The sequence below is a fragment of the Micromonospora sp. WMMD1219 genome (assembly GCF_049315215.1).
In the GTDB taxonomy this organism is placed as follows: Bacteria; Actinomycetota; Actinomycetes; order Mycobacteriales; family Micromonosporaceae; genus Micromonospora; species Micromonospora tulbaghiae.
On record NZ_CP186057.1, the window covers coordinates 2942946 to 2963864 of the forward strand.

24 protein-coding genes are annotated in these 20919 nt (G+C 71.5%); all 24 read right to left on the reverse strand.

Annotation, left to right across the window (positions count from 1 at the left end; genetic code table 11):
* Window positions 1-19: 19 nt before the first annotated feature.
* The gene (locus ACN27C_RS14180) at window positions 20-2593 is read right to left on the reverse strand and encodes a hypothetical protein (protein WP_422751338.1); all 2574 of its coding nucleotides are present in this window, start codon (window positions 2591-2593) and stop codon (window positions 20-22) included.
* Between the two features lie 10 nt (window positions 2594-2603).
* Window positions 2604-3293 carry a hypothetical protein gene (locus ACN27C_RS14185; protein ID WP_422751339.1) on the reverse strand — a complete coding sequence of 230 codons (690 nt, stop codon included), beginning with the start codon at window positions 3291-3293 and terminating at the stop codon, window positions 2604-2606.
* Window positions 3278-4417, reverse strand: a complete 1140-nt coding sequence (locus ACN27C_RS14190) for a hypothetical protein (protein WP_422751340.1) — start codon at window positions 4415-4417, stop codon at window positions 3278-3280. The genes ACN27C_RS14185 and ACN27C_RS14190 overlap by 16 nt, the downstream gene beginning before the upstream one ends.
* Complete coding sequence (locus ACN27C_RS14195) at window positions 4414-4797, reverse strand: hypothetical protein (protein ID WP_358174822.1); 384 nt, start codon at window positions 4795-4797, stop codon at window positions 4414-4416. The genes ACN27C_RS14190 and ACN27C_RS14195 overlap by 4 nt, the downstream gene beginning before the upstream one ends.
* Window positions 4798-4807: 10 nt before the next feature.
* Entirely contained in the window at window positions 4808-7870 is a 3063-nt protein-coding gene (locus tag ACN27C_RS14200) for a hypothetical protein (protein ID WP_422751341.1), read from the reverse strand.
* Window positions 7871-7890: 20 nt separating this feature from the next.
* Complete coding sequence (locus ACN27C_RS14205) at window positions 7891-8127, reverse strand: hypothetical protein (protein WP_358174828.1); 237 nt, start codon at window positions 8125-8127, stop codon at window positions 7891-7893.
* An 11-nt stretch (window positions 8128-8138) separates the two neighbouring features.
* Window positions 8139-8801 carry a hypothetical protein gene (locus ACN27C_RS14210; protein WP_422751342.1) on the reverse strand — a complete coding sequence of 221 codons (663 nt, stop codon included), beginning with the start codon at window positions 8799-8801 and terminating at the stop codon, window positions 8139-8141.
* Between the two features lie 3 nt (window positions 8802-8804).
* Window positions 8805-9398, reverse strand: coding sequence for a hypothetical protein (locus ACN27C_RS14215; protein WP_422751343.1), 594 nt, complete (start codon window positions 9396-9398; stop codon window positions 8805-8807).
* The gene (locus tag ACN27C_RS14220; RefSeq protein WP_422751344.1) at window positions 9398-9829 is read right to left on the reverse strand and encodes a hypothetical protein; all 432 of its coding nucleotides are present in this window, start codon (window positions 9827-9829) and stop codon (window positions 9398-9400) included. The genes ACN27C_RS14215 and ACN27C_RS14220 overlap by 1 nt, the downstream gene beginning before the upstream one ends.
* The gene (locus ACN27C_RS14225; RefSeq protein ID WP_422751345.1) at window positions 9826-10143 is read right to left on the reverse strand and encodes an HK97-gp10 family putative phage morphogenesis protein; all 318 of its coding nucleotides are present in this window, start codon (window positions 10141-10143) and stop codon (window positions 9826-9828) included. The genes ACN27C_RS14220 and ACN27C_RS14225 overlap by 4 nt, the downstream gene beginning before the upstream one ends.
* Window positions 10143-10595: a hypothetical protein gene (locus tag ACN27C_RS14230; RefSeq protein WP_422751346.1), complete on the reverse strand. Its 453-nt coding sequence runs from the start codon at window positions 10593-10595 to the stop codon at window positions 10143-10145. The genes ACN27C_RS14225 and ACN27C_RS14230 overlap by 1 nt, the downstream gene beginning before the upstream one ends.
* Window positions 10592-11395, reverse strand: a complete 804-nt coding sequence (locus ACN27C_RS14235; protein WP_422751347.1) for a hypothetical protein — start codon at window positions 11393-11395, stop codon at window positions 10592-10594. Before ACN27C_RS14235 ends, ACN27C_RS14230 begins: the two co-directional genes overlap by 4 nt.
* A gap of 30 nt (window positions 11396-11425) precedes the next feature.
* Window positions 11426-11896 carry a hypothetical protein gene (locus ACN27C_RS14240; RefSeq protein ID WP_422751348.1) on the reverse strand — a complete coding sequence of 157 codons (471 nt, stop codon included), beginning with the start codon at window positions 11894-11896 and terminating at the stop codon, window positions 11426-11428.
* A 15-nt stretch (window positions 11897-11911) separates the two neighbouring features.
* Window positions 11912-12319: a hypothetical protein gene (locus ACN27C_RS14245; RefSeq protein WP_358174852.1), complete on the reverse strand. Its 408-nt coding sequence runs from the start codon at window positions 12317-12319 to the stop codon at window positions 11912-11914.
* Entirely contained in the window at window positions 12319-12615 is a 297-nt protein-coding gene (locus tag ACN27C_RS14250; protein ID WP_358174855.1) for a hypothetical protein, read from the reverse strand. Before ACN27C_RS14250 ends, ACN27C_RS14245 begins: the two co-directional genes overlap by 1 nt.
* A 13-nt stretch (window positions 12616-12628) precedes the next feature.
* Window positions 12629-14056: a hypothetical protein gene (locus tag ACN27C_RS14255; protein WP_422751349.1), complete on the reverse strand. Its 1428-nt coding sequence runs from the start codon at window positions 14054-14056 to the stop codon at window positions 12629-12631.
* Between the two features lie 139 nt (window positions 14057-14195).
* On the reverse strand, window positions 14196-15857 hold the full coding sequence (locus tag ACN27C_RS14260; protein ID WP_422751350.1) for a head maturation protease, ClpP-related: 1662 nt from the start codon (window positions 15855-15857) through the stop codon (window positions 14196-14198).
* Window positions 15854-17143: a phage portal protein gene (locus ACN27C_RS14265; RefSeq protein WP_422751351.1), complete on the reverse strand. Its 1290-nt coding sequence runs from the start codon at window positions 17141-17143 to the stop codon at window positions 15854-15856. Before ACN27C_RS14265 ends, ACN27C_RS14260 begins: the two co-directional genes overlap by 4 nt.
* Window positions 17125-17289: a hypothetical protein gene (locus tag ACN27C_RS14270; protein ID WP_186461526.1), complete on the reverse strand. Its 165-nt coding sequence runs from the start codon at window positions 17287-17289 to the stop codon at window positions 17125-17127. Before ACN27C_RS14270 ends, ACN27C_RS14265 begins: the two co-directional genes overlap by 19 nt.
* Before the next feature lie 19 nt (window positions 17290-17308).
* A complete protein-coding gene (locus ACN27C_RS14275) occupies window positions 17309-18967 on the reverse strand; it encodes a hypothetical protein (protein WP_422751352.1) in 1659 nt (552 codons plus the stop codon).
* Between the two features lie 470 nt (window positions 18968-19437).
* Complete coding sequence (locus tag ACN27C_RS14280; RefSeq protein WP_422751353.1) at window positions 19438-19752, reverse strand: hypothetical protein; 315 nt, start codon at window positions 19750-19752, stop codon at window positions 19438-19440.
* A complete protein-coding gene (locus tag ACN27C_RS14285; RefSeq protein WP_422751354.1) occupies window positions 19749-20441 on the reverse strand; it encodes a hypothetical protein in 693 nt (230 codons plus the stop codon). The genes ACN27C_RS14280 and ACN27C_RS14285 overlap by 4 nt, the downstream gene beginning before the upstream one ends.
* Window positions 20442-20444: 3 nt before the next feature.
* Window positions 20445-20678 carry a hypothetical protein gene (locus ACN27C_RS14290; RefSeq protein ID WP_422751355.1) on the reverse strand — a complete coding sequence of 78 codons (234 nt, stop codon included), beginning with the start codon at window positions 20676-20678 and terminating at the stop codon, window positions 20445-20447.
* Window positions 20675-20917: a hypothetical protein gene (locus ACN27C_RS14295; RefSeq protein WP_422751356.1), complete on the reverse strand. Its 243-nt coding sequence runs from the start codon at window positions 20915-20917 to the stop codon at window positions 20675-20677. The genes ACN27C_RS14290 and ACN27C_RS14295 overlap by 4 nt, the downstream gene beginning before the upstream one ends.
* Between the last annotated feature and the right edge of the window lie 2 nt (window positions 20918-20919).

A 20919-nucleotide genomic window follows, 5' to 3' on the forward strand; every position in this document is an offset into this window, starting at 1 on the left:
GTCGCACCTCTCCTTCGATTCAGGCGGTCCACACGCCGCCGACGGTCGCGTTGTTGACCCCACGGACCTGCACCCGGTACTCGTAGGCCATCCCCGACGCGGCCTGCCAGTCGTCGAACACCGACCCGGACGGCAGCCCCGCCGCGATGCGCACACCCTGGCTGGGGTCGTTGACGCGCACCCGCACCTCATCGACCCACATCACGTCGCCGGCGGCGGGGAAGCTGTCCAGCACTCCGCACAGCCGCATGTGCGTCGCGTTGCCTGGCGCGACCCCGACCGCCCACCGGTACTCCCACGCGTGCACGGCGGGCGGCGGCTTACCGATCCCGTTGTCGGCGACGATCAGGGCGCCGCCCGAGTCGTACCACCGCAGCTGCGCGAACACGTCCTTCAACACCGACGCGGTCGCCCACATGTCGAGGTAGTAGCGGACCCCCGCCGTGCAGGGGATCAGCGCCGTCTGCACGTGGCTGCCCAGCGCGTCGGTGCCGTCGCTGGTCAGCTGATACGACCATGACCCCTGATGGGCGCGGCTGCTGCTGCGGGCGGCGGTGCCGGCGTGCGGCGCCGTCCACCCGGACATGTCCGCGGTTTCGAAGTAGTGCTCGACCAGGTACGGATTCAGCACCGGCCGCCGGTACAGTTCCTGCGCGGCGACGGCGGGTTGCGCGCCGACCGGCGCGGGGTTGCTGATCGCCGCCCGGATGATGCCCGTGGACGGCATCGGGGTCAGCGCCACCGTGGCGGTGGCCGGTTCGACGAAGTCCACCGAGAAGGTGACCGACTGTTCGTCGCTGCCCAGCCCTTCGGCGTTGCGGGTCTCGACCACCGCGGCGTAGGAGAAGCCGTCGCCGAGGGCGAGGTCCGGGGTGTGGCTGGTGGCGTCGCCGGCCCGCCAGCCGGAGTCGTACACCGTCTCGGCGAGGATCCTCAGCCGCACCCGGTAGGCGGTCTGCTCCGCGGCCGTCCACGTGACCGTCACGGTGTCCTGCGTGATCACCTGGTTGGGGGTGGGGGCGGTGACCGTCGGGTTGACCTTGCCTGATGGGACGACCACCAGCGCGGCTGAATACACGCTCGCCGCGTCGGTGGAGTCCCACACCTTCACCCGGTACGAGTGGTTCGGGTCGGTGGTCACACCCCACGTGAACCCGGGCAGTGTCCGCGCCGGGGTCGCACTGGAGTTCTTCTGCTCGGTGGCCTGCCACGTGTTGTCGGAGGCCCGCAGGTACTGCACGGTGCCGGTGCCGATCTGCCGGGAGATCGCCCACGCCGACTGCGTGTCGGCGCTGTCCGGGTCGGAGAACGTCCACCGCAGGTCCAGGTCCCGGGTGACGTCCCACGCGCGGCCGTTGGCGTCCAGGCTGTTGCCGCCCTCCCCGAACCGCCAGGTGGGCGCGAACGGCGCATACGTCAGGTCCTGCGAGACGTGGGTGATGTTCCACGGCGACGCGGCGCCGCCGGCCAGCACGACGTCGTAGCGGGCCGACCCGAACGAGTCGCGGCGCACCGAGTAGTTGTCGACGCCGGCGACCGCGGTAGCCGACACGGTCGACCAGCCCGACCAGGTGCCGGCCGCCACCGAGTAGTCGATGTAGTACAGCAGCGCGCTGGAGGTACCGACCGCGTACACCCGGAAGTCGCGGGTCACGTTGTTGTACGACAGGGTGCAGTGCCGGACCACGCCGGCCGGGTGGGCCGGCGTGACGTACGGGGTCGTGCGGGTGTTCGCCTGGTTGCGTTCCCACACAATCACCTGGCCGGTGTTGTACTGGTAGGGCTGCGCGACCAGCCAGCCCGGATTGCGCCACACCGCCGGCACCGAGTCCATCGCGGGCGGAGCCGGAATGTCGGTGCCCTGCTGCGACAACCGCACGGCCGTGTTCGGCCCCGTCCAGCTGCTGCCGGTCCACGGCAGCTTGACCGTCCACAGGTAGGTGCGGCCCCACGCCACCCAGGCGTGCGCCGGCGACAGCTCGTAGCCCACCGCCGGGGCCTGGTGACCGCCGGCCGGTTCGGTGAACGTCCACAGGCTTTTGTTCGTGACGGTGGTGGCGGCGCGGGGCTGCCCGACGGCGGCGATGGTGAACCCGTACAGCCGCAGCGCCATCACCGTCGTGCCCTGGTGGCCGACCGCGACGAACCCGACGCTGCGGCCGTCGCGCAGCCGCACCACCAGCGGCACGGCCACTCCGGAGAAGTAGGAGCCGGGGTTACCGCCGTTGGACGCGGCACCCATCAGCAGCGCCGTGTGCCACGACAGGCCCGACGCGGTGATCACCGCGGCTTGCATCCACACCCGGTCCTGACCGTTGTGGTTGGTGCGGAACGTCCAGTACAGGCGGTTCTGCCAGTCGACGAACAGGCCGCCCATCTCCTGCACCGCGGCCTCGGCCGCGCGGGTGCCTCCGAACGCGGCCCAGCTGACGCCCTTGTCGGTGGACCGGTACACCTGGAAGGCGGTGCCGCTGTCGGTGACGGCCACGTAGAACAGGTGCCCGGTGCTGCTCTGCCGGTCGATGCGCCGCCCGCCCGGGTAGCGCAGCTGCCCCGCCTGCGTGGTGGTGTGGATGGTGGCCGTCGATCCCACTGTCTGCTCCTCACCGAATCCCGTCGACCTGCACGTACCGGTACTCGACGGTCATCCCGCCGGCCGGGGTCGTCCAATGCCCGGTCCGGATCACGTACGGGGCGCACGGCTCCAGCCCGACCAGCCGGCTGGTGTGGCTGCCCGCGCTGACCGCGGCGGCGCCGCTGTTAACCGGACGGCCCGCCGAGATACCGAACCGTCCGTCGAAGCCGTGCACCGGCGTGCCGTTGGTCCAGTCGTCGCCGGCGCGCACCGACCACGACAGGTACGCGGTGTTGCCGTTGCTGGTCTGGGTGATGTGCCCGCCGACGGTCACGATCACGGCGCCGGACGGCGGCGCGATGAACACGAAACCGACCTCGGGGGAGCCCAACGCCGGCGCGGTGTTGTTCTGCCCGGTCAACGCGTCGAGGCTGCGGTTGTGGCGCGGCCAGTAGTCCTTGGTGAACGACCCGGTCACGGTCCACTCGTCGCCGTAGCGGCGCAGCAGCACCCGCGAGTCGGGCAGCAGTGTCAGCCCGCCCACGAACTTGCACGGCAGCGGCATCGGATCACCGTCCATGATCACGTGCGCGTAGCGGCCGGACACCGTCACCAGCGTGCCGGTGGTCTCCGTGGTCTTCTCCGCCGCGCGCAGGCGCGCGTCGACGATGTCGACCAGCCGCGCGATGAAACCGGTGGGGATCACAGCACGGTCCATTCGTGGTCCATGTCGCCGCCGTCCAGCGGCAGCCGCCATCCGGTGGCCAGCACGTCCGCCCACCGTTCCGCGCCGTCGGCAGCCGGGTCGTCCAGGGCGACCCGGTCGAAGTGCCAGTGCAGCGGGTTCGGGCCGGTGGTGTGGGTGATCGTCTGCGGGCGGCGCATGTCGGCGTCGATGTCCAGCCATGCCTGCGTCTCCAGCGCCGCCTGGTCGGCGGCGGAGATCCGCAGCGTCCTGGTGATGACGCGGCCGTCGCGGGCGTCGATCGACGTGGGCCCCGCCGACTGGTTCTCCCACGTGAAGATCCCGGCGCCCTCGACCGGCGGCGCGCCGTCGATGTCGTTGGCGCGGATCGCGACCCACCGGTTCGGGGCCGCGTACGTGTCCAGGGTGTACGCCCGCTCCGGGGAGATGATCGCCTGCGCCGGGTCGAGGGTGTACAGCCACTCCACCGGCCGTTCCGCCGGACGGGCGTACGGTTCGGCGCGCAGGTAGCCGTTCCAGTCCGACCACACCCCCTGGTAGCCGACCGTCTTCAGCAGGTCGTTGACAATGGTCAGCCACGTCTTGTCGTCGTCGAGGGGGCTGACGTACGCGCTGGGCAGGGTTTTCCCGGCCGCCGCCGGGTCGAGGATGTAGCGGGTGTAGCCGCGGTCGCGCAGGATCGTCTCGACGGCGGTCAGCACCTCGACGCCCGCGTCGACGGCGTACGCGGTGCCGGTCTTGTCGTTGAGCCGGTCGAGGATGTCGTAGCCGACCACCGCGTGCGCCGGCGGGTCCTGCCCGGTGCGCCGCTGCGGCCGGCTGGTGTAGTAGGCCCCCAGGTTGAACCGGGCCGAGATCGTCCCGTCGGTCAGGGTCAGGTAGGGGCGCACGATCGCTGTTCCCCAGTCCAGGGTGCGGGCGATGGCCAGCTGCGCGGAGCCGTGCAGCGTGTTGTAGGAGCGGCGGTCAACCGTCCCGCCGGTGAAGTCATCGGAGATGTCGTCGATCGTCTCCAGGTTCTGGTCGACCAGCTCACAGCCGTTGCCGGCCTCGACGGCCGGGCAGTCCTGGACCAGCCATCGCACCTGCGCGGCGGTCATCTGGTCGCGTGGCGACGCGGTCAGCGGCTGCATCATGCCGGCACCGCCTCCTCCCACGACACTTCGAGCAGCGTCAGGCTGATGTCGTAGCGCTGCTTGTCGGCCAGCCACTCGTGGTCGTCCAGGCGCAGGAACACGGCCACGAACCGGCGGCCCCGGTCGTCGCGGTACAGGACGTGCTGACCCGTCCACTGCTCCAGCAGGTCCACCGACGCCTGCGGCACCTGCACCAGCCGCAGCTGCATCTCGTGGAGCCGGCCCGCCTTGGTGACGGCCCGGCGGCGGCCCGCCCCGTACGTGCGGACCTCCCCGTCGCGGCCCACCTGCCGCCGGCGGTCCGGCGCGGCCCGCGCGGCCACGAACGCCCCGGACCCCATGTGGTTGAGGAACACGTACGGCAGGATCAACGTCGCCATGCCGGCCCCCTCACCGCAGCCTCGCCTGATCGAACGCGGCGTCGGTGGCGCCGGCCAGCGCCACCCCGACCCCCGGCCCGATGCCCTGCACCGCGGGCAGCAGCCGCTGCACGACCGCGTCGACCAGCCGGTCCAGGCGGGCCACCACCGCGTCCATGGACGCGGCGGTGGTCACCGGCTCGGGCCGGCCGGTGCCGTTGTAGATGGGCGGGTTCCAGCCGGGCATCAGGTAGCCGCCCTCGTCCATCGCGACGTGCAGGTGGTTGCGGTGCAGCGGCAGCTGCGTGGGCATCGACACCCGCCGGCCGCGGGAGATCGCGTAGTCGCCGCGGTCGGTGCGGTGGATCAGCTCCAGCACCCGCGACTGCATGCCCAGGAACAGGCGGGCCAGCCGGTCCTGGTTGTAGCCCATGAAGTCGACGGCCCGGCCGGAGCCGTGCCACAGCGGATCACCGGGCCGGTACGCGTTGCCGAACGTGTACGGGATACCCGAGCCGCGGACCAGGGCCATGATGCGCCGCCACACCCCGGAGTCGCCGCGCTGCGCGGCCGGCGACGATGGCCACGCCCCGAACGCGGGAATGACCTTGTTCGCGACTTCCTCCCGCGACGGGACGCGCGTGCCCCGCACGTCCGTCTCGTAGCGCAGCCGGGTGCTCCACGGCGCGCCGACCAGCCCGCCGGTGCGGAAGCCGCGCAGCGCCTCCCGGGGGATGCGGCGGTGCCGGATCGCGTCCATCGCGGCGACGCCGTAGTAGTCCACCGCCGGCACCGGCTGCATGTACTCGCCCGGCGCGGCGATGATCACCTCAGAGTCGACGCCCCGCAGGCCCTGCCCGGTGATCTCACCGCCCGTGCGCTTCAGCAGCCTCGGGTCAACGCCGTACGTGCCGGTCACCGCCGCTTTCGCCTGGCCGAGGGTGATGCCCTCGGCCAGCGACCGCTGGAAGATGTACAGGTCGGTCAGCAGACCCACGATCCGGTCCACGCCGTCCAGCAGCAGGTTGGTGGTCTTCTTCGGCGGGATGTTGCCGTAGGTGCCGATCAGCTTCTCCGTTTCGGCCTTGTTCAGCTTCAGCTGCCCGGCCTCGGTGCGGATCGCGTCGGTGCGTTTCTCGTGCTTCTTGCGGGCCTCGTCGACGGCCATGCCGGCGGCGATGTCCGCGAAGTACATTTCGTTCGACTTCAGCAGCAGCGCCTGCAACGCGTCCCGGTTGTCGCGGCCGGCTTTCGAGTGAAGGTCGAGGTTGTTCTTGTTCCGGCTGATCTGGTCGGCGTTGTTCTTCACCGTGGAGGTCAGGTCGTCCAGCGCCGCCTGGTAGCCCTCGCTGGCCTCGGTCTGCGCGATGACCGTGCCGTACATGGCCTCATGGGCGCGCCGCAGGTTGTCGGCGGTGCTCTGCTGCTGGAGCATCGCCCCAGTGACGGCGCCGGTGCGCAGCAGCAGCCCGTCGAACGCGGCGTTGCCGATCTTCCCGAAGTTCTCCATCCGCACCCCGGTGGCGTCCAGCTCGTCCTGGAGGGCCTTGACGTCGTCCTCGGTCGCGCTGATCGTGTCCCCGGACTTACCCAGCGCCTGGTTGACCTCGTCGATCTTCGACCGGTAGGTGCCGGAGGCGTCCGCGGCGGCGATCTGCGCGTCGGTCATCCCGGCGGTCTTGAGGATGACGAAGTCGGCCGCGGTGGCGGTGCCGATGCTGGCCCGGCGCATCGCCTCGGCTTCCTTGCTGCCCTTCTTGAAACCGTCGGCGGTCAGGTCCAGTTCGACGCCCACCTTGCGCAGCGACTCGGCCAGGTAGCTGTTGTCCTCGATCCAGTACCGGCCCTTGTCGATCGCCATGTCGAGCTCGTTGGTCCAGCCCTTGACCACGGCGCCGGCGTGCAGGATGCCCGCCATGGTGGTGATCAGATGGTCGATGGTCAGGGACAGGTCGTCGACGGCGGAGGCGGCTTCGTCGGCGTCGTCGGACAGCGTGGTGAACGCCTCACCGGCGGACTGGCCCACCTGGTCGAACGTACGGCCGAACGCCAGCACGACCGGGTCGGCTTCCTCGACCGCGTCGGCCAGCCCGCCGATCAGCTTCCGGCCCCCGGACAACGCCCCGTCAACCAGCGGGTCCATGAACCGGGAACTGGCGAAGATCCGGTCCAGGTCCGGTCCCAGGTCCGACCAGGCGGCCCGGATCCGGGTGATGCTGGACAGCATCGCCGGGGTGAAGCTCGTCGCCCGCGCCTCCAGGTCGCCGAGCAGGTACGCCCCCAGCGACTTCCCGGCCGCCTGCACCCGCGCGTCCCGGGAGGCCAGCACCACCCCGCCGATGATCCCGCCCGCACCGGCCCCGCCGATCATCGCGGCGGCCACCACCGACGCGACGGCGGGCGCGAGGGCCACACCGATGATGCCGCCGGCGACGGCCAGGCCCGGACCTTCGGCGACCACCGGCCCGAGCCGGGCCACGAACCGGGCCGCGAAGCTCTGCGCGGCACCTTCACCGCCGTCGTCGCCGATCTGTCTACGTAGCCGCTCCACCACCGTGCGGGTGGACTCGGCGTCGACGCGTACCTTCACCGTCGTGCCCTCGGCGGACAGCCGGCGCAGCTCGGATTCCACCCGGGCGATGTCGGCGAGCGCGTCTTTCGGGTCGGCGTCCAACGCGATCGGCGGATCGATGCCCAGCGCGGCCAGCTGCCGGCTCAGCTGCCCGATCTGCCGCTGCGCCGGCGACGGATCGACCTTCGGCTCCACCGGCTTGTCGTCGACGTCGCCGAGCTGTTTACGGACCCGCTCCAGCTGGCTGAGGGCCCGTTCGGTCTTCACCCGCATCTCGACGCTGTCCGCGTCGCGGGACAACGCGCGTAGCCGCTCCCGGGTGGTCTCGATCGCCGTGATCGCCGAACGGGGGTCGGCCTTCATGTCGATCGGGTCGATGTCGAGGGCGGCCAGCTGCCGGTTCAGCTGACCACCGAACTCCTTCGCCACCCGGCGGGCCTTGACCTTGACGTCCGGCGACAGCTTCGAGTCGTCGGCGCGCAACTCCAGGTAGGCGTCGGAGAGCTTCTTACCCCTGGCCACTCCCCGTCACCTCCCCTCTGTCACGCCACGCCGAGCGCGCGGAGCTTGATGCCCCGCGCGCTGTCGTCTCGCGGGCCCTCGCCGGCCGGCGGGGCGGCCAACGCGGCGTCGAACCGGGCCTTCGCCTCGCCCCAGTCGGCGCGGTCACCGGCGACCTGCTGCGCGCCGAGGGCCTGCGCGATGACGGCGCCGACGGTGTGGGCGTGCACGTCCCGGGCCAGGTCCTCCAGCCGCAGCACGTACGCCACCGCCAGCACGTCGGCCAGGCTCAGACCAGCCCGGCCGCCGCCAGCTTCTGCTGGTCCCGCTGCTCCCGGTCCCGCCGCTGCCGCGCCTCGGCGTCCTGCGCCTCGGCCTCCATCACGAAGAACTCCTGAAGGTCCGGCCGGCCCCGCTCCAACGCCAGCGACATCTCCAGGTCCGACGCCGGCCCCCTGGTCGCCGGCGGGGCCGGCGAGGGCGAGTCGTCCCCGGATCCGGGCGGCGTTGTCGCGGGCCCAGCCGGCGAGCCGGACAGCCGGCCAGTAGGAAAATCCGTGGTCGCCTCCACCACCGCCGTGGTGATCGCCCGTACGTCGGCCATCCGGTCGCGGATCTGCTGGCCGTGTTCCATCCCCAGCCGCCAGTACATGTCGTAGTCGTCGGGGTGGATCAGCGCCCGCAGCGACGTCATCAGCGCGGTGTGCGCGGCCTCGACCCGCCGGCCCATCGCCCGCAGCAGCTTGATCTGCTTGTCGCGGGGCAGCGCGTCGACCTTGGCGAGGTCGACGCCCTCCAGTTCCTTCATGTCGACGTCGCCGCCGACGCGCAGGAACTCCATCTCCACCGCGTCGGTGGCCTGCGGGTGCACCCGGATCGTCGCCCCGAAGTAGCCGAACTCCAGATCGAGGGGCTCCCGGGTGCGGCCGAGGGTGCCGATGTTGCGGCCCACGGCTCAGGACCCCAGCCGGCCGACGCCGGCGCCGTAGAACGCGAACGCCTTACCGGCTGCGGGCCGCTCGAAGTTCCACACCGTGGCGATGCCGGCCGCAGCGCCGCGGCCGAACGTGGACTGCACCTCGCCGCCGTTGAGGCACTGCCGGCCCACCAGCCGCATCGTGTGGTCCAGCGACTCCCAGCCGATCATCGACCGGACGATTTGCTCCGGGTCCGGCGGCTCCAGCTTGGACGACAGGGTCGGGCCGGTGCCGGACACGGTGGTCACCAGCGAGCTGGGGGCGTTCATGGCCCGGCGGATGTTGTGCAGGGTGTAGTTGGTGACCGCGAACGCCAGGGTGGTCGTGACCTCCGTGACGCTGTAGGCGACCGCCTCGAACAGTTCGGCGACTCGGATCGGTTCGATGTTCGTCGAGTGCGAGAACACCGATCCTTCCTGGGTCGGGCCCCACGGGATCCACGCCACCGGCCACGGGTCGGCGTCGTAGCTGGACCCGGCGGCGGCGTGCACCGGCTCGGTGGAGGCCATCAGCGCGTGGAACAGGAAGCCCGGTTCGCGCAGCAGCAGCGGAGTGGCCTGCGACAGAGGCATCAGCGGGCCCCTTCCGTGGTCGTGGTGGTCGTACGGGCGGTCTTGTCCGCCGCCTTCTCGGCGGGCTTCTCGGCCTCGGCCTTTTCCGCGGCGGGCTTCTCGGCGGCGGCCTTCTTCTCAGCGGCGGCCTGCGCGGCCCACCGCTGCCGTTCCTCGGTGGTCGCGGTGCCGGTGCGCTCCAGCACCTCCCGGCCGGCCTTGCTGTCGCGCTTGGCGACCAGGCCCAGCTCGTCCCACTTCAGCCGCTCGACCGTGGACGCGGGCACCGGCATGCCGGGGATGGCGGCCAGCACCGTGCCCCACGGGATGTCCTGCACGGCCACCCATACGCCGTACTCGGCCTCGCGTTCCCGGCGCCGTTCCTCGACCGCCAGCATGTCCGGGTTGACCTGCGGGGCCTGCGGGTCGTGCTCGATGCCCGGGAATGTCATGAGATCCCTCCGATCGCCGCCTCCAGGGCGGGCTCCATGAACGGCCGCGCCGGCAGATGCTCGGTGCCGCGGTCGTGGAAATACAGGTAGTAGTGGGTGCGGTCCCAGGAGATCCGCACCGTCTGCACGAACCCATCGAGCACCGGTTCCCGCCGGATCGACTCGGCGCCCTCACCGCTGCGTTTCGGGGCGCCGGCCTTCGCGTAGCCCTCGACCGGCTCGCCGGCCTCCATCAGCAGGTCGGCCACGTCGCCGCCGGCGGCGTACTCCCGGATCGCCCGCTCGTGCACGACGATCCGCACGTCGTCGGTCATCACCCACCGCCGTAGGTGATCTGCGACTCGACGCGCACCTGCACGCCGAGGATGCTGACCGTCTCGTCCTGCGGCTGGTCGTAGTCGCCCTGTCCCTGCGTGACGCCGGTGACGGTCATCCCGCCGCCCAACGACGGGTAGGTGCGCAGCACCGACACGATCTGCCCGAAGATCGCCGCGCAGCGGGTGTCGGCCGCGGCCACCGCCCGGGGTTCCTTGCGGTTGACCCGGATGTACACCGAGATCAGCGCCACCTCACCGGTGACCACCCACCGCTCGGCGGTCTCGTCGTCGTGCACGAACCGCACCCCGCCGCCGTACACGCACTCCAGGCCGACGTCACCGGGGAACGCGTACGCGACCTGGATGCCCTCCAGCGGCCGGCCCGTCGCGGTCAGCGCGGTCAGACCGTCGAACAGGGCTTTCTTCGCCGCGTACACGTTGGTGCTCACGCGAAACCCCCCATGTCGACGGTGTGGCGTTCGTACGCGGCGTCGACCTCCGGGATGCCGGTGCGTTCGCCCGACGGCAGGGCGATGCGGTATGTGCCGCCGTCGGCCGCCGACCAGCTGATCGCCCGGTCAGGCACACCCGAGGTGGTCAGGTGTACCCGGGACCGCAGCCGCAGCATCGCCGCGGTGCGCAGGTCTTCCGGCGGCATGTCCATGCCGTGCTCGTACTCGACGACCACCGGCCCGGCCGGCCAGCCGACCGGGTGGCGCAGCACCCCCGACGCGGCGACGTCCACCGCGGCCACCTCGGCGGGGCTCCACACCGTGCTGGCGACGGTGACGGCCCGCAGCGCCCGCACGTTCACGCGGGGCAGCAGCAGCGCGCCGCGGCCGTCACCGCGCACCTCGGCCCGTTCGAAGCGGGGCACGAACGCCTGCCCGCAGATCCGCTCGCATTCGACCTCGACCTCCAGCCGTTTGCGGATCAGCTTCTCGGTGGGGTGCTGCGCCAGCGTCAGGCCGTGCTCCGTGCGGGCCTCGGCGAGGTCGAAGTAGAACCCGCCGACGACCTCCACCAGGTCCCGGTACCGGCCGAGGCTGCCCGACCAGTCGACGGCCAGGGCGTCCAGGCGGGCCTGCGCCGGCACCGCGAACGTGTAATGACCGGCGGGGCCCGGGTGCGACGCGACGCCGGACACGACCGCCGAGCCGTCCAGCCGCGTCACGGTGACCGTGACGTCGCCGGCGACGTCGGTGGGTGTCTCGCCCACGTAGAAGTTGCGCGTCAGCTGCGCTGCCACGCCGCGTTGCACCCGGATCAGCCCCACCGGCTACTTGTCCTTGCCCGCGGGCTTGTCGCCGCCGGCGGCGGACTTCGCGCCTGCCCCGCCCGAGCTGCCCGCGCCGGCCGAGCTGGCCGAGCCGGTGCCGGCGGTGCCCGAGTTGCCGGACGTGGTGGCCTTGCCGCCCCCGCCGGTCCCGCCGGTCGGCGGCTTCGCCGGGGCGGGCGTGCGGCCCTGCGGGGCCTGCGTCCGGGAGTTCGGGTCGCCCTGCGCCGCCTCCCGGCGGGCCTGCGCGGCGCTCTGCCGCGGCGCCTGCTTCTGCACCTTCTCGATCTCCTTGCGCGCGGTCGCCGCGGCGGCGGTGTCACCGGTCGACTCAGCGCGGGCGAGCTGCGCCTTCAGGTCCCGCAGCCGCGAGTCAGGGTCCATGCCGGGCGCCGGCACGTCAGTCGGTCCGGTGGCCCACGACGGCGTGTTGTCGGCGTGTGCCCCGCGGGCTGCGTCGTTGTCCTTCGTCATGTGCTGCTCCCTCGATCAGGACCACGGCGGGGTCTGGGTGTCGTCGTAGAGCAGATCCGTGGTGTTGGTGACGTTCGTGTTGGCCGAGTAGGTCACCCGCACGTACCGCCACGGCGTCGGCTGCTTGACGATCTTCTGCACGGTCGTGGCCGTGGTGATCACGAACGTGCCTGTCGAGGTGACGGCCGGGGTGGCCAGGTCCGCCCACGTCGCGGGAGACCAGGCCACCCCGTCGGCCGACACCTCGATCTGGTAGGTGCACGTCGGGGTGCCGCCCACCGCCGTGCGGATCTGCACGACGCCGCCCTTGTGGGACGGCCCACGGTCGGCCACGTTCGTCGACACGCCGTTGCCGGCCTGCGCGACCGACAACGGCACCACCTCGGGGGTGCGACCCGACGCGTTCGCCGGCAGCGTCGCCATCAGCGGACCCGCCGCATACTCAGATGGAACGGATCGGCACCGGATCCGCTGGTGGACAGCCGGAACCGGAAGTACCTCGCCGGCAACACGACTTCCTGGCCGACCGCAACGGTGGCCGATCGCATCGCGGTCGAGCCGTCGACCGAGTGCTGGATCTCGCCCGTGTTGGCGAGGCCCCCGAAGTCGGTCCACATCGCGGTGACCGCCTGGACCTCGGCGGTGTCGATCCACGGGCTGGCGTAGTTGCCTCCACTGAGGTTGCCCTTGAATTCGTGGACGATGTCCGACCGCGCCATGCGCCGGGCCTCCTTACCCGAAGACCGGCGTGACGAGCGCGGTACCCGACAGCCGCTGGTGGCTGTTGGCGTAGCGGCCCATCGTGTACGCGTAGTAGCCGTACAGGACCAGGTCGATCGACAGCTGCTTGGCCTGGTCGGCGCGGATGAACTGCGGCGCGTCCGGGTCCTCCCACAGGTAGGACTCCTCGGTCGGCACCACGAACATCTCGTCCTGGGTGGTGGCCCCGACGGTCGTGGAGATGTTGTTGTCGGTGATCACGGCCATGCCGTTGGGCAGCAGACCGCGGAACCCGGAGCCGTACCGCTCGGCGTAGTTCACGCCGCCGTTCTGCGCGGGGATGCCGGGCTGCCCGATCAGCGGCCACTTCGCCACCATCTGCGACTGGAACCAGTACCAGCGGCGGGAGTGCATGACCACCACGTCCGGGGTGGCCTGCCCCAGCAGAGCCGCCTCTGACTGCGATGCACCCTGGAGGATCTTCGGGTACAGCTTCTCGCCGGTCGGCGCGGCGTCATCCGTCGTGATCAGCTGCGCGATGTTCGACAGTCCGCCAGGAACCTGGTTGACGACCGTCGAGTCCAGGTTGGTGGCGTACCGGCGCTGCATGTCCGACATCGTCACGTCCTCGACACCCAGGCCACGGTCGACGGCCTGCCGCGACAGGGTCTGCGAACCGGCTGCCGTCTGCACCGGAATGGTCAGCAGCGTGTCGTCGATCTCCGGGGTGTTCGTCACGTTCGTGTTCTCGGCCGCCTGGTTACCGACACCGGTCGGAGTGGTGATCCGGGAGATGTTGACCGTCATGCCCTTCGGCGGCAGCGGCAGCTTCGTCATCGCGTCGGCGAACGGCCGCCGCGCGGCAACCGCCGGCGCGTACATCTCGGTCAGGTACTGCGGCACCACCAGGCCAGCGAAGCCGCCGGTCCCGACGGCGCGCTCCAGGTACTGGCCACGCTCGACCTTTTCTTCCTGCATGTGCCGGGACAGCCGCAGCTCCGCGTCCATGTCGCGGTTGATCTGCGCGGCCACGACGTCGCGCAGGAACTCGGCGCCCTTGCGGCAGTTGCCGCGGTGGTAGGTGCGTTCCTCACGGCCGACCCGCGCGACCTGGTCGTAGGCGGCCTTGCGGGCAGGTACCGTCGCCGGGTCCTCCCGGCGCTCCTGCATGGCCTGGTCGTGGCGCTCCTCGGCGGCCTTCGCCGCCGTCAGCTGCGCGATCTTGTGCTGCGCGCCGGCCACGTCCTTCTCGGCCAGCGCGTGGGTTTCCATCGCCGCGGCGACCTCGGCGTCCTCGTCGTCGGTGAGACGGGCGCGGGCCTCCTGCTTGGCCTTGCCGTGGATGTACTTGACCGTCGCCAGGGCCTTCTCACGGCGGCGGATCGCCTGGGACTGCTCCGCCTCCGCGGAGATGATCAGATCGTCGAAGGTGGTCGTCATGGACCGGGCCTCTCGGGCAGAAGGATCAGGGATCCCCATGCGCCGTGGCGGCTCGAATCTCCGGCTCGCGCGTCAGCGTTCCCGCGCGGTCATCTGCGTTGCGGAGGTGGGATGCAGTTGTGTGTGCTGCGAGGTGCGGCTACAGGTCGATGCCGATCGTGGCCAGCCAGGCATCTACCTGGGTGACGGAGCGGCCAGCGTGCTGCGGCAGGTCCGGGGCGGCGGGGGCGGCGGGCTGATCTCGCCTCTGCGCCAGGTCGACCCGGTGCGTCAGTCGGTCCATCGCAGCGCGGGCGGCCCCGGCCGGTAGTCGGTCCAGCTCGTCCAGAATCTCCCGGGCGGAGCGGGCTGCGATGGAGGTGTTCGGGTTCGCGCCGTAGTTTACGGCGCTGGTGTCGCCGCGGTCCAGGTCGTAACTGTCGATGCGGTACTCGGTGAAGTCGGCGTTCCAGTGCCCGGCCTCGATCATGAACGCGAACGACTGCTCGGTGATTGTGCTGTCCTCGATGCCGTGGACCAGGTCCATGACGTCCTGACGCTGCGGGTTCAGCCACGCCGTGTTCCCGTCACCGACCCGGTCGGACCACAGCTCCAGCGTCCCGGCCACCGTGCGGGCCATCGCCAGGCCTCGATGGTTGACCAGGAAGATCACATCGGGGCGGGCGGCGATCGTCTTGTCGCCGGCGCCCGCGGATACGATTTCCACGTACGGGCCGTTCTCGTCCCACATCTCGTAGCCGCGCTCGTGGACCGTGTAGTGGCCGCCGACGCGGTAGAACATCTTGCCGTCGCGTTCGACCCGCTGCGCCGACAGTCGCGGCGGCAGCGGCGCTAGCTCCCGACTGCCGGCGACGGCGCGGCTCATCCACGCGGTCGACACCGAGCGGGCCTGCCCGGCCGGCGGCTGGCTGCGGTCCCGGCTGGCGGCGGCTCGGCGGCTGGCCGCGTCCCGGTACTGGTCGACCGATGGCGGGCGCGGGCTGGTGCGGGCGGGCGCGCGGACCTCGCGGGCTGGGGCAGACGCCGGGGCGGCGTGCCGGCGGGCCGGGGCGGGCGCGGCGTCCCGGCCGGCGTACCGGTAGCCGCCGAGGTCGAAGCTGCGGCGCATCCGCCGCCGCAGCTCGGGTTCCTCGGTGTCGTCGATCTCGACGGTCTCCACCCGGTCGGCGAGACCGGATTCCACGGCCTCCCGGGCGAACATCCACGTCTCGGCGCGCATCAGGTCCCGCCACTCGGCCGGGTCGCCGCCGCCGCGGCGGGCGTACAGGTCGGCGAGGTTGTCGGACTGCCGGTCGAGGAACACCGACATCTGCCGGTGGTCCTCGGCGTTGCCCTGCTCCACCGCCGACGCGTCGTGGATCATCAGCTGCGCGCCGGGCATCATGATCAGGTCGTCGCCGGCCATCGCGATGACCGACGCCGCCGACGCGGCCAGGCCGTCCACGTACACCTCGATATGGGCCTGGTGGTGCAGCAGCGCCGAGTGGATCGCCAGCGCGTCGAACACGCTGCCGCCGGGGGAGTTGATCCGCACCCGGATCGTCGGGGACTCGATCGCCTCGATCGTCTGTACGAACTCCTTGGCCTTCACGCCGAGGCTGCCGCCGATCTCGTCGAAGATCAGCACGGTGGGCGGCTGGCCCGGCCGGCCGCCGCCGTCGGCGTTGCGGACCTCGAACCACGGCAGCCGCGCTTGCGGCAGGTCCGCGACGGCCAGGTTCTGCTGCGCGGCCAGCTCCAGGAACCGGGCGGTGGTCCGCGCGACCATCGTCTCCAGGCGGCGGGTGTGAATGCTGGTCACAGCGGGCCCTCCCCGTAGGTGGCGGCCCACGCCGCCGAGTTGTCGTACGGAACCGCGGACAGCGGGTTGACCGGTTCGGCGCCGCGCGCCGGCGTCTGCGGCGGCGGCATGGCGGGCTGGCTGCGCGGCGGACCGAACAGCGTCTCGAACTCCGCGATCTCGCCCGGGGTCAGCGGCTTCTCGTTGTACAGCTCCCGCGCCCGGGTCACGGTCAGGGTGCGGTTCTTGATCCGCATGTCGATGACCCGCGCCTGGGTCTGCGGGTCCATGCGCAGCAGCGCGTCGGCGTTCAGCTTCACGTAGCGGGGGCGGGGCAGCAGGCCGGCGGACCAGGCGTCTTCCCGGCGGATGATCGCCGGACCCAACGCCATGATCAGAAACTGGAGGTTGCGGGTCACGGTCGTCTCGTAGCGCAGCGACCCCGGCGCGGACACGGCCGCCTCGATCAGGTCCACCGGGCAGTCGAAGTAGCGGGCGATGTCCGGCACGTTGATGCGGCGGCCGTCGATGAACTCGTTGCCGGCCGCCTCGGCCTGCATGAAGTCGTACTCCCAATCGACGCCGTGCACGAACAGGTCACCGTTGCGGATCGCCGCGTTGTGCCGGTCCTTCATGATCCCGGCCTCTTTGGGGTCGATCTTGCGTTGGGTGTGCTTCAGCCGCGCCTTCGGCACCCCGGCGCCGCCGAACCAGTCCAGCGCGAACTGCTGCATCGACAGGCCCTCGGAGATCGACCAGGCGGCGTGCGCGATCGGCGACAGGCCGACCGGCAGCCCAGCCACGGGGTACTGCACCTCGTGCCACACCTTGTCGGCGTCGTACTCCTTGCCGTCGATGCGGTACTTGTACTCGGTGGAGCCCTTCGGCTTGCGCACCGAACACGCCGACGACGGGTACAGGTCGATGCGCGACGGCAGGCCCAAAGCGTTGACCTCGGTGATCAGCCCGATCGCGTTACCCGACCCGTCCAGCTCCCACTGCGAGGCGTGCACCCACGGAATCCACCGCCACCGCTTGCCGCCTGGCTCCACTAGCACCGGCGGTTTCGGCAGCTGCACCTGGTAGCCGTCGACGCGGCGGAACACGTCGACCGGTAGCGTCGAGATGAGGTTGGCGCGTAGCCGGCGGCACGCCCACACCGCCGAGTGCCGCAGCGCCTTGTCGTCGTTGATGGACGCCGGGTCGACGCCGTGTCCGCCGCCGCGCGGCGGGATCACCGGCCCGGTGACCGTGGCGGCCCGTTTGCGGGAAGGGAACAGCAGGCCCATCAGCGGCGGGCCTGCCACTGGAAGAACGCCGAGCCTGCGAGGATCACCACCCCGGCCACACCGAAGGCCACCAGTCCGACATGCGGCCGGGCGGCGTAGAACGACCCGGCGGCCAGGGCCAGCAGGCCGGCCACGTCCAGGGCCGCCGTCACTGCGTCGCGCACACCTTCACGGTCTCTCTGTTCAGCACTGCCCGCTGTCGTCGTCGCAGTGCACCCACTGGCCATTGTTGCAGTACAGCTGCCGGCCGCATACCAGGCACGGCACCGTCTGGTCGACGGAGTCGCCGATGTCGTAGTCGCCGGGGTCCATCACCTCATGCCCGTGCATCGCCAGGATCAGCGCGTACAGGTCGATCAGCTCGTCCCCCGAACCGCGCTTGACGATCGTGAACGCGCCCTCCCCGACGTCGAGTTTCACCGCGGCGCCCAACGCCCGCGCCACCGACGCCTGCCCCAGGTGGAACAGCCGGGTGGGGTCGGCAGGTGCGTCATCCGTCGCATCAGCGTCTTCGCCGGTGGCGTCGTAGAACCGGCCGCACGCCGCGGCGACTTCCTGCTGGTTCGGGGTCAGCACCGTCACCTCGCGGTTGCGCAGCGGCGCGATCAGCGAGTTGGCCGGCCGCCGCGGGTCGATGACCACCGCGACCGCGTCGGCCTCGTCGACCAGCTCCAGCACCCGGGGGAGCATCCATTCCACGCCGGTCACACCGGCGGGCACCTGGTAGCCGGGCTCGGCGACCGCCACATGCCAGTGCCGGTCGGCGCGGCGGCCCGCCACCCCGATCACACCGCGGGACCGGTCCCGGGCCATCTCCACCGCCAGCGCGGGACGGCCCTGCACCGCCGAGGTCGGGTCGTGCCGGTTCTCCCACGTTTCTTCCCGGATCAGCCGCCACTTCGGGGTCGTCACCATCGGTTCCCATCCCAGGTACTCGGCGCTGAAGTCCACCAGGTCCATTGCCTCGTAGTCCTCGCGGATCGCCTTCTCGGGCACGGTGTGGCCGAGGCCGGGCATGCACGACCACCACGTCTGCGGGTCGCCCGGGTCCAGGCCCGGCGCGGCCGAGAAGTCGAAGAACGCCGTGCCGCTGGTCATCCCGGCGACGACCCGCGCCCGGCCCACCCGACGCTTGTGCGCCAGGTACGGCCAGGTGCCCGGCAACGCCCGCGACAGACCGGGGATCATCGACATCACCCACATCTGCCGCCACGGCCGCGTCATCGACGCCGGCCGCATGCCCAGCTCGGTACGCGAGTCCGGCCGCGACCACGCCTCGTCGATCACCGGAACGTCGATCGAATCACCCGTACCGGCCGTCTTGCCGGTCGTCGACGCCGGCGACCACCGCGACCCGTTACGCCAGATCATCGCCTCCGCGTTCTGCCGCAGCCGCGCCGTGAACTGGCGGCCGTAGACCGACTTCTCCAGCCGCGCCACGTGCACATCCCGCCACTTCTTGCGGGCGTCATCCGCCGTCTGCGCCGTGTACACCACCGACTGCGGGCCGGGCTCGGGAACGACGTGCCCGAGGTGCTGGCGAATCCACCGCGTCAGCGGATCGCCGAACCCGACGCACCGGTGCGCCATCATCGGCAGCAGCAGTTCCGTCTTCCCGGTCGCCTGCCTTGGCCCGATCACCACGACTTCGCTGTACGCCAGCAGCCCGGTTTCCGGGTCCAGCTCCAGCGCCACGTCGGCGATGTGCCGCTGGTGCGGCATCAGCGGCTTTCCCAGCCGGTCCGCCACCGCCGCCAGCTGCCCGCCCAACGTCGGCCGGTCCGGGCTCCGCGGAGTCCCATACAGGGGCGGGCAGGTCAGCTCCGTCAGGGTCGCCGTCATTGCCGTCTCCCACCATCGCCGCGAGGGTCTGCCGTAGCTCCTGGTTGAGGCGGGCCAGCTTCGTCGGGTCCGCCCCGGTGTACGCGTCGAACGCCTGCGCCAGCTTCAGCGCCATCTGCTCCAGCGTGCCGCGCACGCCCTGGTCAAGCTTGCCGAGCCGGGCCAGGTCCGCGCGCACCGCCGCCTCGACCGGCCCCGGTTGCGGCTCGGCCTTCCGCCGCGGCATCAGCCCACCCCGCCACTGAGCGTGACCGCCCGGCGTTCGTCCATACGTAACGGCGCATGGATTTCCGGCGGGAGAGAGAAAACACGGAAGCGCCGGCGCGTTTCCGCTGTTCTGGTCATGAAAAACTCCCAACGTTTCCGCAGTTCAGGGCCTTGATCGTTCGGGTGGGGGTGTTGGTGCTGGTTGGGGGGCGGTGTTGGTGCTGCATGGTTATGCGTCCGTGGGTGTGGGGTGTGACGGTGGGTTACCAGGGGCGGCGGGTGAGGGTGGGGAGGGGTTGGGTGCCTCGGCGTTGGTTGCACAGGCCGCAGCCCTGCGGGCAGGGGTTTAGCGCCTGGTTGCCGAGGGTGCCGTGGGCGGGGGCGAGGTTGTCGGGGTCGTCGAGGCCGGGGAGGTGGCGGCCGTCGGGTCCGCGTGGCCAGTCTCGGGCGGTGATGATGTGGTCGATGGTGCGGGCGCCGTGGTGGTTGCACAGGTGGCACAGGTCGGAGTTGGCGAGGACGGCGGCGCGGTTACGTCGGTAGGGGCGGGCGCCGGTGCCGCTGCGTCCGCTGGTCATACCCGCGTCCAGGGCAGGGGTTCGCGTGGGCAGGCTTGGTGCACGGGTGTGGTGGCGTAGGGCCCGAGGATGGGATCAGCGCTGGTGAGGATGTGCTGGTACAGCTCGGCGCCGTGGTGTCCGCACAGCGTGATGGTGTGGCCGGGCATCAGCCAGGTGCCGGCCCACGGGACGGGCATGGTCAGCTCGTAGCGGTAGCGGGCGGGTTCGGTGCATCCGCCGGGGTGGGCGCAGCGGGGGGCGAGGCTGCGCAGCAGGTGGCGTTCGGTGCAACGCCAGGCGTCGACCAGGCCGCGCCGGTCGTGGCTGGGGTCGCGGGCGAGCTGGCCGGACACCTCGTACTGGTGGGCGCGGTCGCCGTGCAGCAGCGTCAGCCGGTAGGCGTCGTGGGCGGTGAGGGCGAGGTACAGGGCGACGACGTGCGGGCCGGGCGTGGCGGCCGAACAGGTGGGGCAGACGTTGCACGGCTCGGGTTCGGGCCAGTGCGGGGCGGCGCCCTCGATGGGGACAGGGACGGCGGGTGGCAGGCGGCGGCCCTCGACCGGGGTGTCGGTCCGGCCGCAGCCGGCGCAGCGGCGCAGCCAGGGCACGGGGCTGGCGGGCGCGGCGAGGCGGTAGCCCTGGCGGAACAGGGTGCGCAGCGGCTGGTGGTCGGGGGCCAGCGACGGCGCGGCCGGTGATGTGTCCACGGCTCAGAGGTACCTCTCGGACGGTTGCACGCTGGTGACCAGGCGGGGCATGACGTCGGCGGGCCACGGTTCGTCGTCGTCGGGCCAGCTGGCGTCGGGGTCGTCGTCGGGGCCCTGGCACAGGTAGGAGGTGCGGGCGACGCCGCAGCCGTGGTCGCAGCGGGGGCAGTCGCAGGACCCGACGCCGTCGCCTTGGCCGTTGTACGGGTCGGGCAGGCCGCACACGTCGTACGTCACGGGACGGTCCGTCCGGCGATCCGTACGCCCTGCATGGGGTGTCCGCCCATGAGCCGGTACCGGTCGGGGTGGGCGCGGGCGGCGGCCTGCGCCATGACCGCGTGCTGGATGGCGTGGATGTGTGTGGCCAGTTCGGCGAGGTCGCCGGCGCGGGCGGGGCCGTTGTCGGCGATGGCGGACAGGGTGTTCCACAGTTGGGCGGTGAGGTCCATCGCGGTGTGTTCGGCGTCGGTCAGCATCG

Excerpts from the sequence above, each read along its gene's own strand:
- ACN27C_RS14185 (WP_422751339.1), bottom strand. The coding sequence starts at position 3,293 with ATGGACCGTGCTGTGATCCCCACCGGTTTCATCGCGCGGCTGGTCGAC.
- ACN27C_RS14190 (WP_422751340.1), bottom strand. The coding sequence starts at position 4,417 with ATGATGCAGCCGCTGACCGCGTCGCCACGCGACCAGATGACCGCCGCG.
- ACN27C_RS14295 (WP_422751356.1), bottom strand. The coding sequence starts at position 20,917 with ATGCTGACCGACGCCGAACACACCGCGATGGACCTCACCGCCCAACTG.
- ACN27C_RS14240 (WP_422751348.1), bottom strand. The coding sequence starts at position 11,896 with ATGACGAAGGACAACGACGCAGCCCGCGGGGCACACGCCGACAACACG.
- ACN27C_RS14220 (WP_422751344.1), bottom strand. The coding sequence starts at position 9,829 with ATGACATTCCCGGGCATCGAGCACGACCCGCAGGCCCCGCAGGTCAAC.
- ACN27C_RS14275 (WP_422751352.1), bottom strand. The coding sequence starts at position 18,967 with ATGACGGCGACCCTGACGGAGCTGACCTGCCCGCCCCTGTATGGGACT.
- ACN27C_RS14255 (WP_422751349.1), bottom strand. The coding sequence starts at position 14,056 with ATGACGACCACCTTCGACGATCTGATCATCTCCGCGGAGGCGGAGCAG.
- ACN27C_RS14215 (WP_422751343.1), bottom strand. The coding sequence starts at position 9,398 with ATGCCTCTGTCGCAGGCCACTCCGCTGCTGCTGCGCGAACCGGGCTTC.
- ACN27C_RS14250 (WP_358174855.1), bottom strand. The coding sequence starts at position 12,615 with ATGGCGCGGTCGGACATCGTCCACGAATTCAAGGGCAACCTCAGTGGA.
- ACN27C_RS14225 (WP_422751345.1), bottom strand. The coding sequence starts at position 10,143 with ATGACCGACGACGTGCGGATCGTCGTGCACGAGCGGGCGATCCGGGAG.
- ACN27C_RS14280 (WP_422751353.1), bottom strand. The coding sequence starts at position 19,752 with ATGACCAGCGGACGCAGCGGCACCGGCGCCCGCCCCTACCGACGTAAC.
- ACN27C_RS14245 (WP_358174852.1), bottom strand. The coding sequence starts at position 12,319 with ATGGCGACGCTGCCGGCGAACGCGTCGGGTCGCACCCCCGAGGTGGTG.
- ACN27C_RS14195 (WP_358174822.1), bottom strand. The coding sequence starts at position 4,797 with ATGGCGACGTTGATCCTGCCGTACGTGTTCCTCAACCACATGGGGTCC.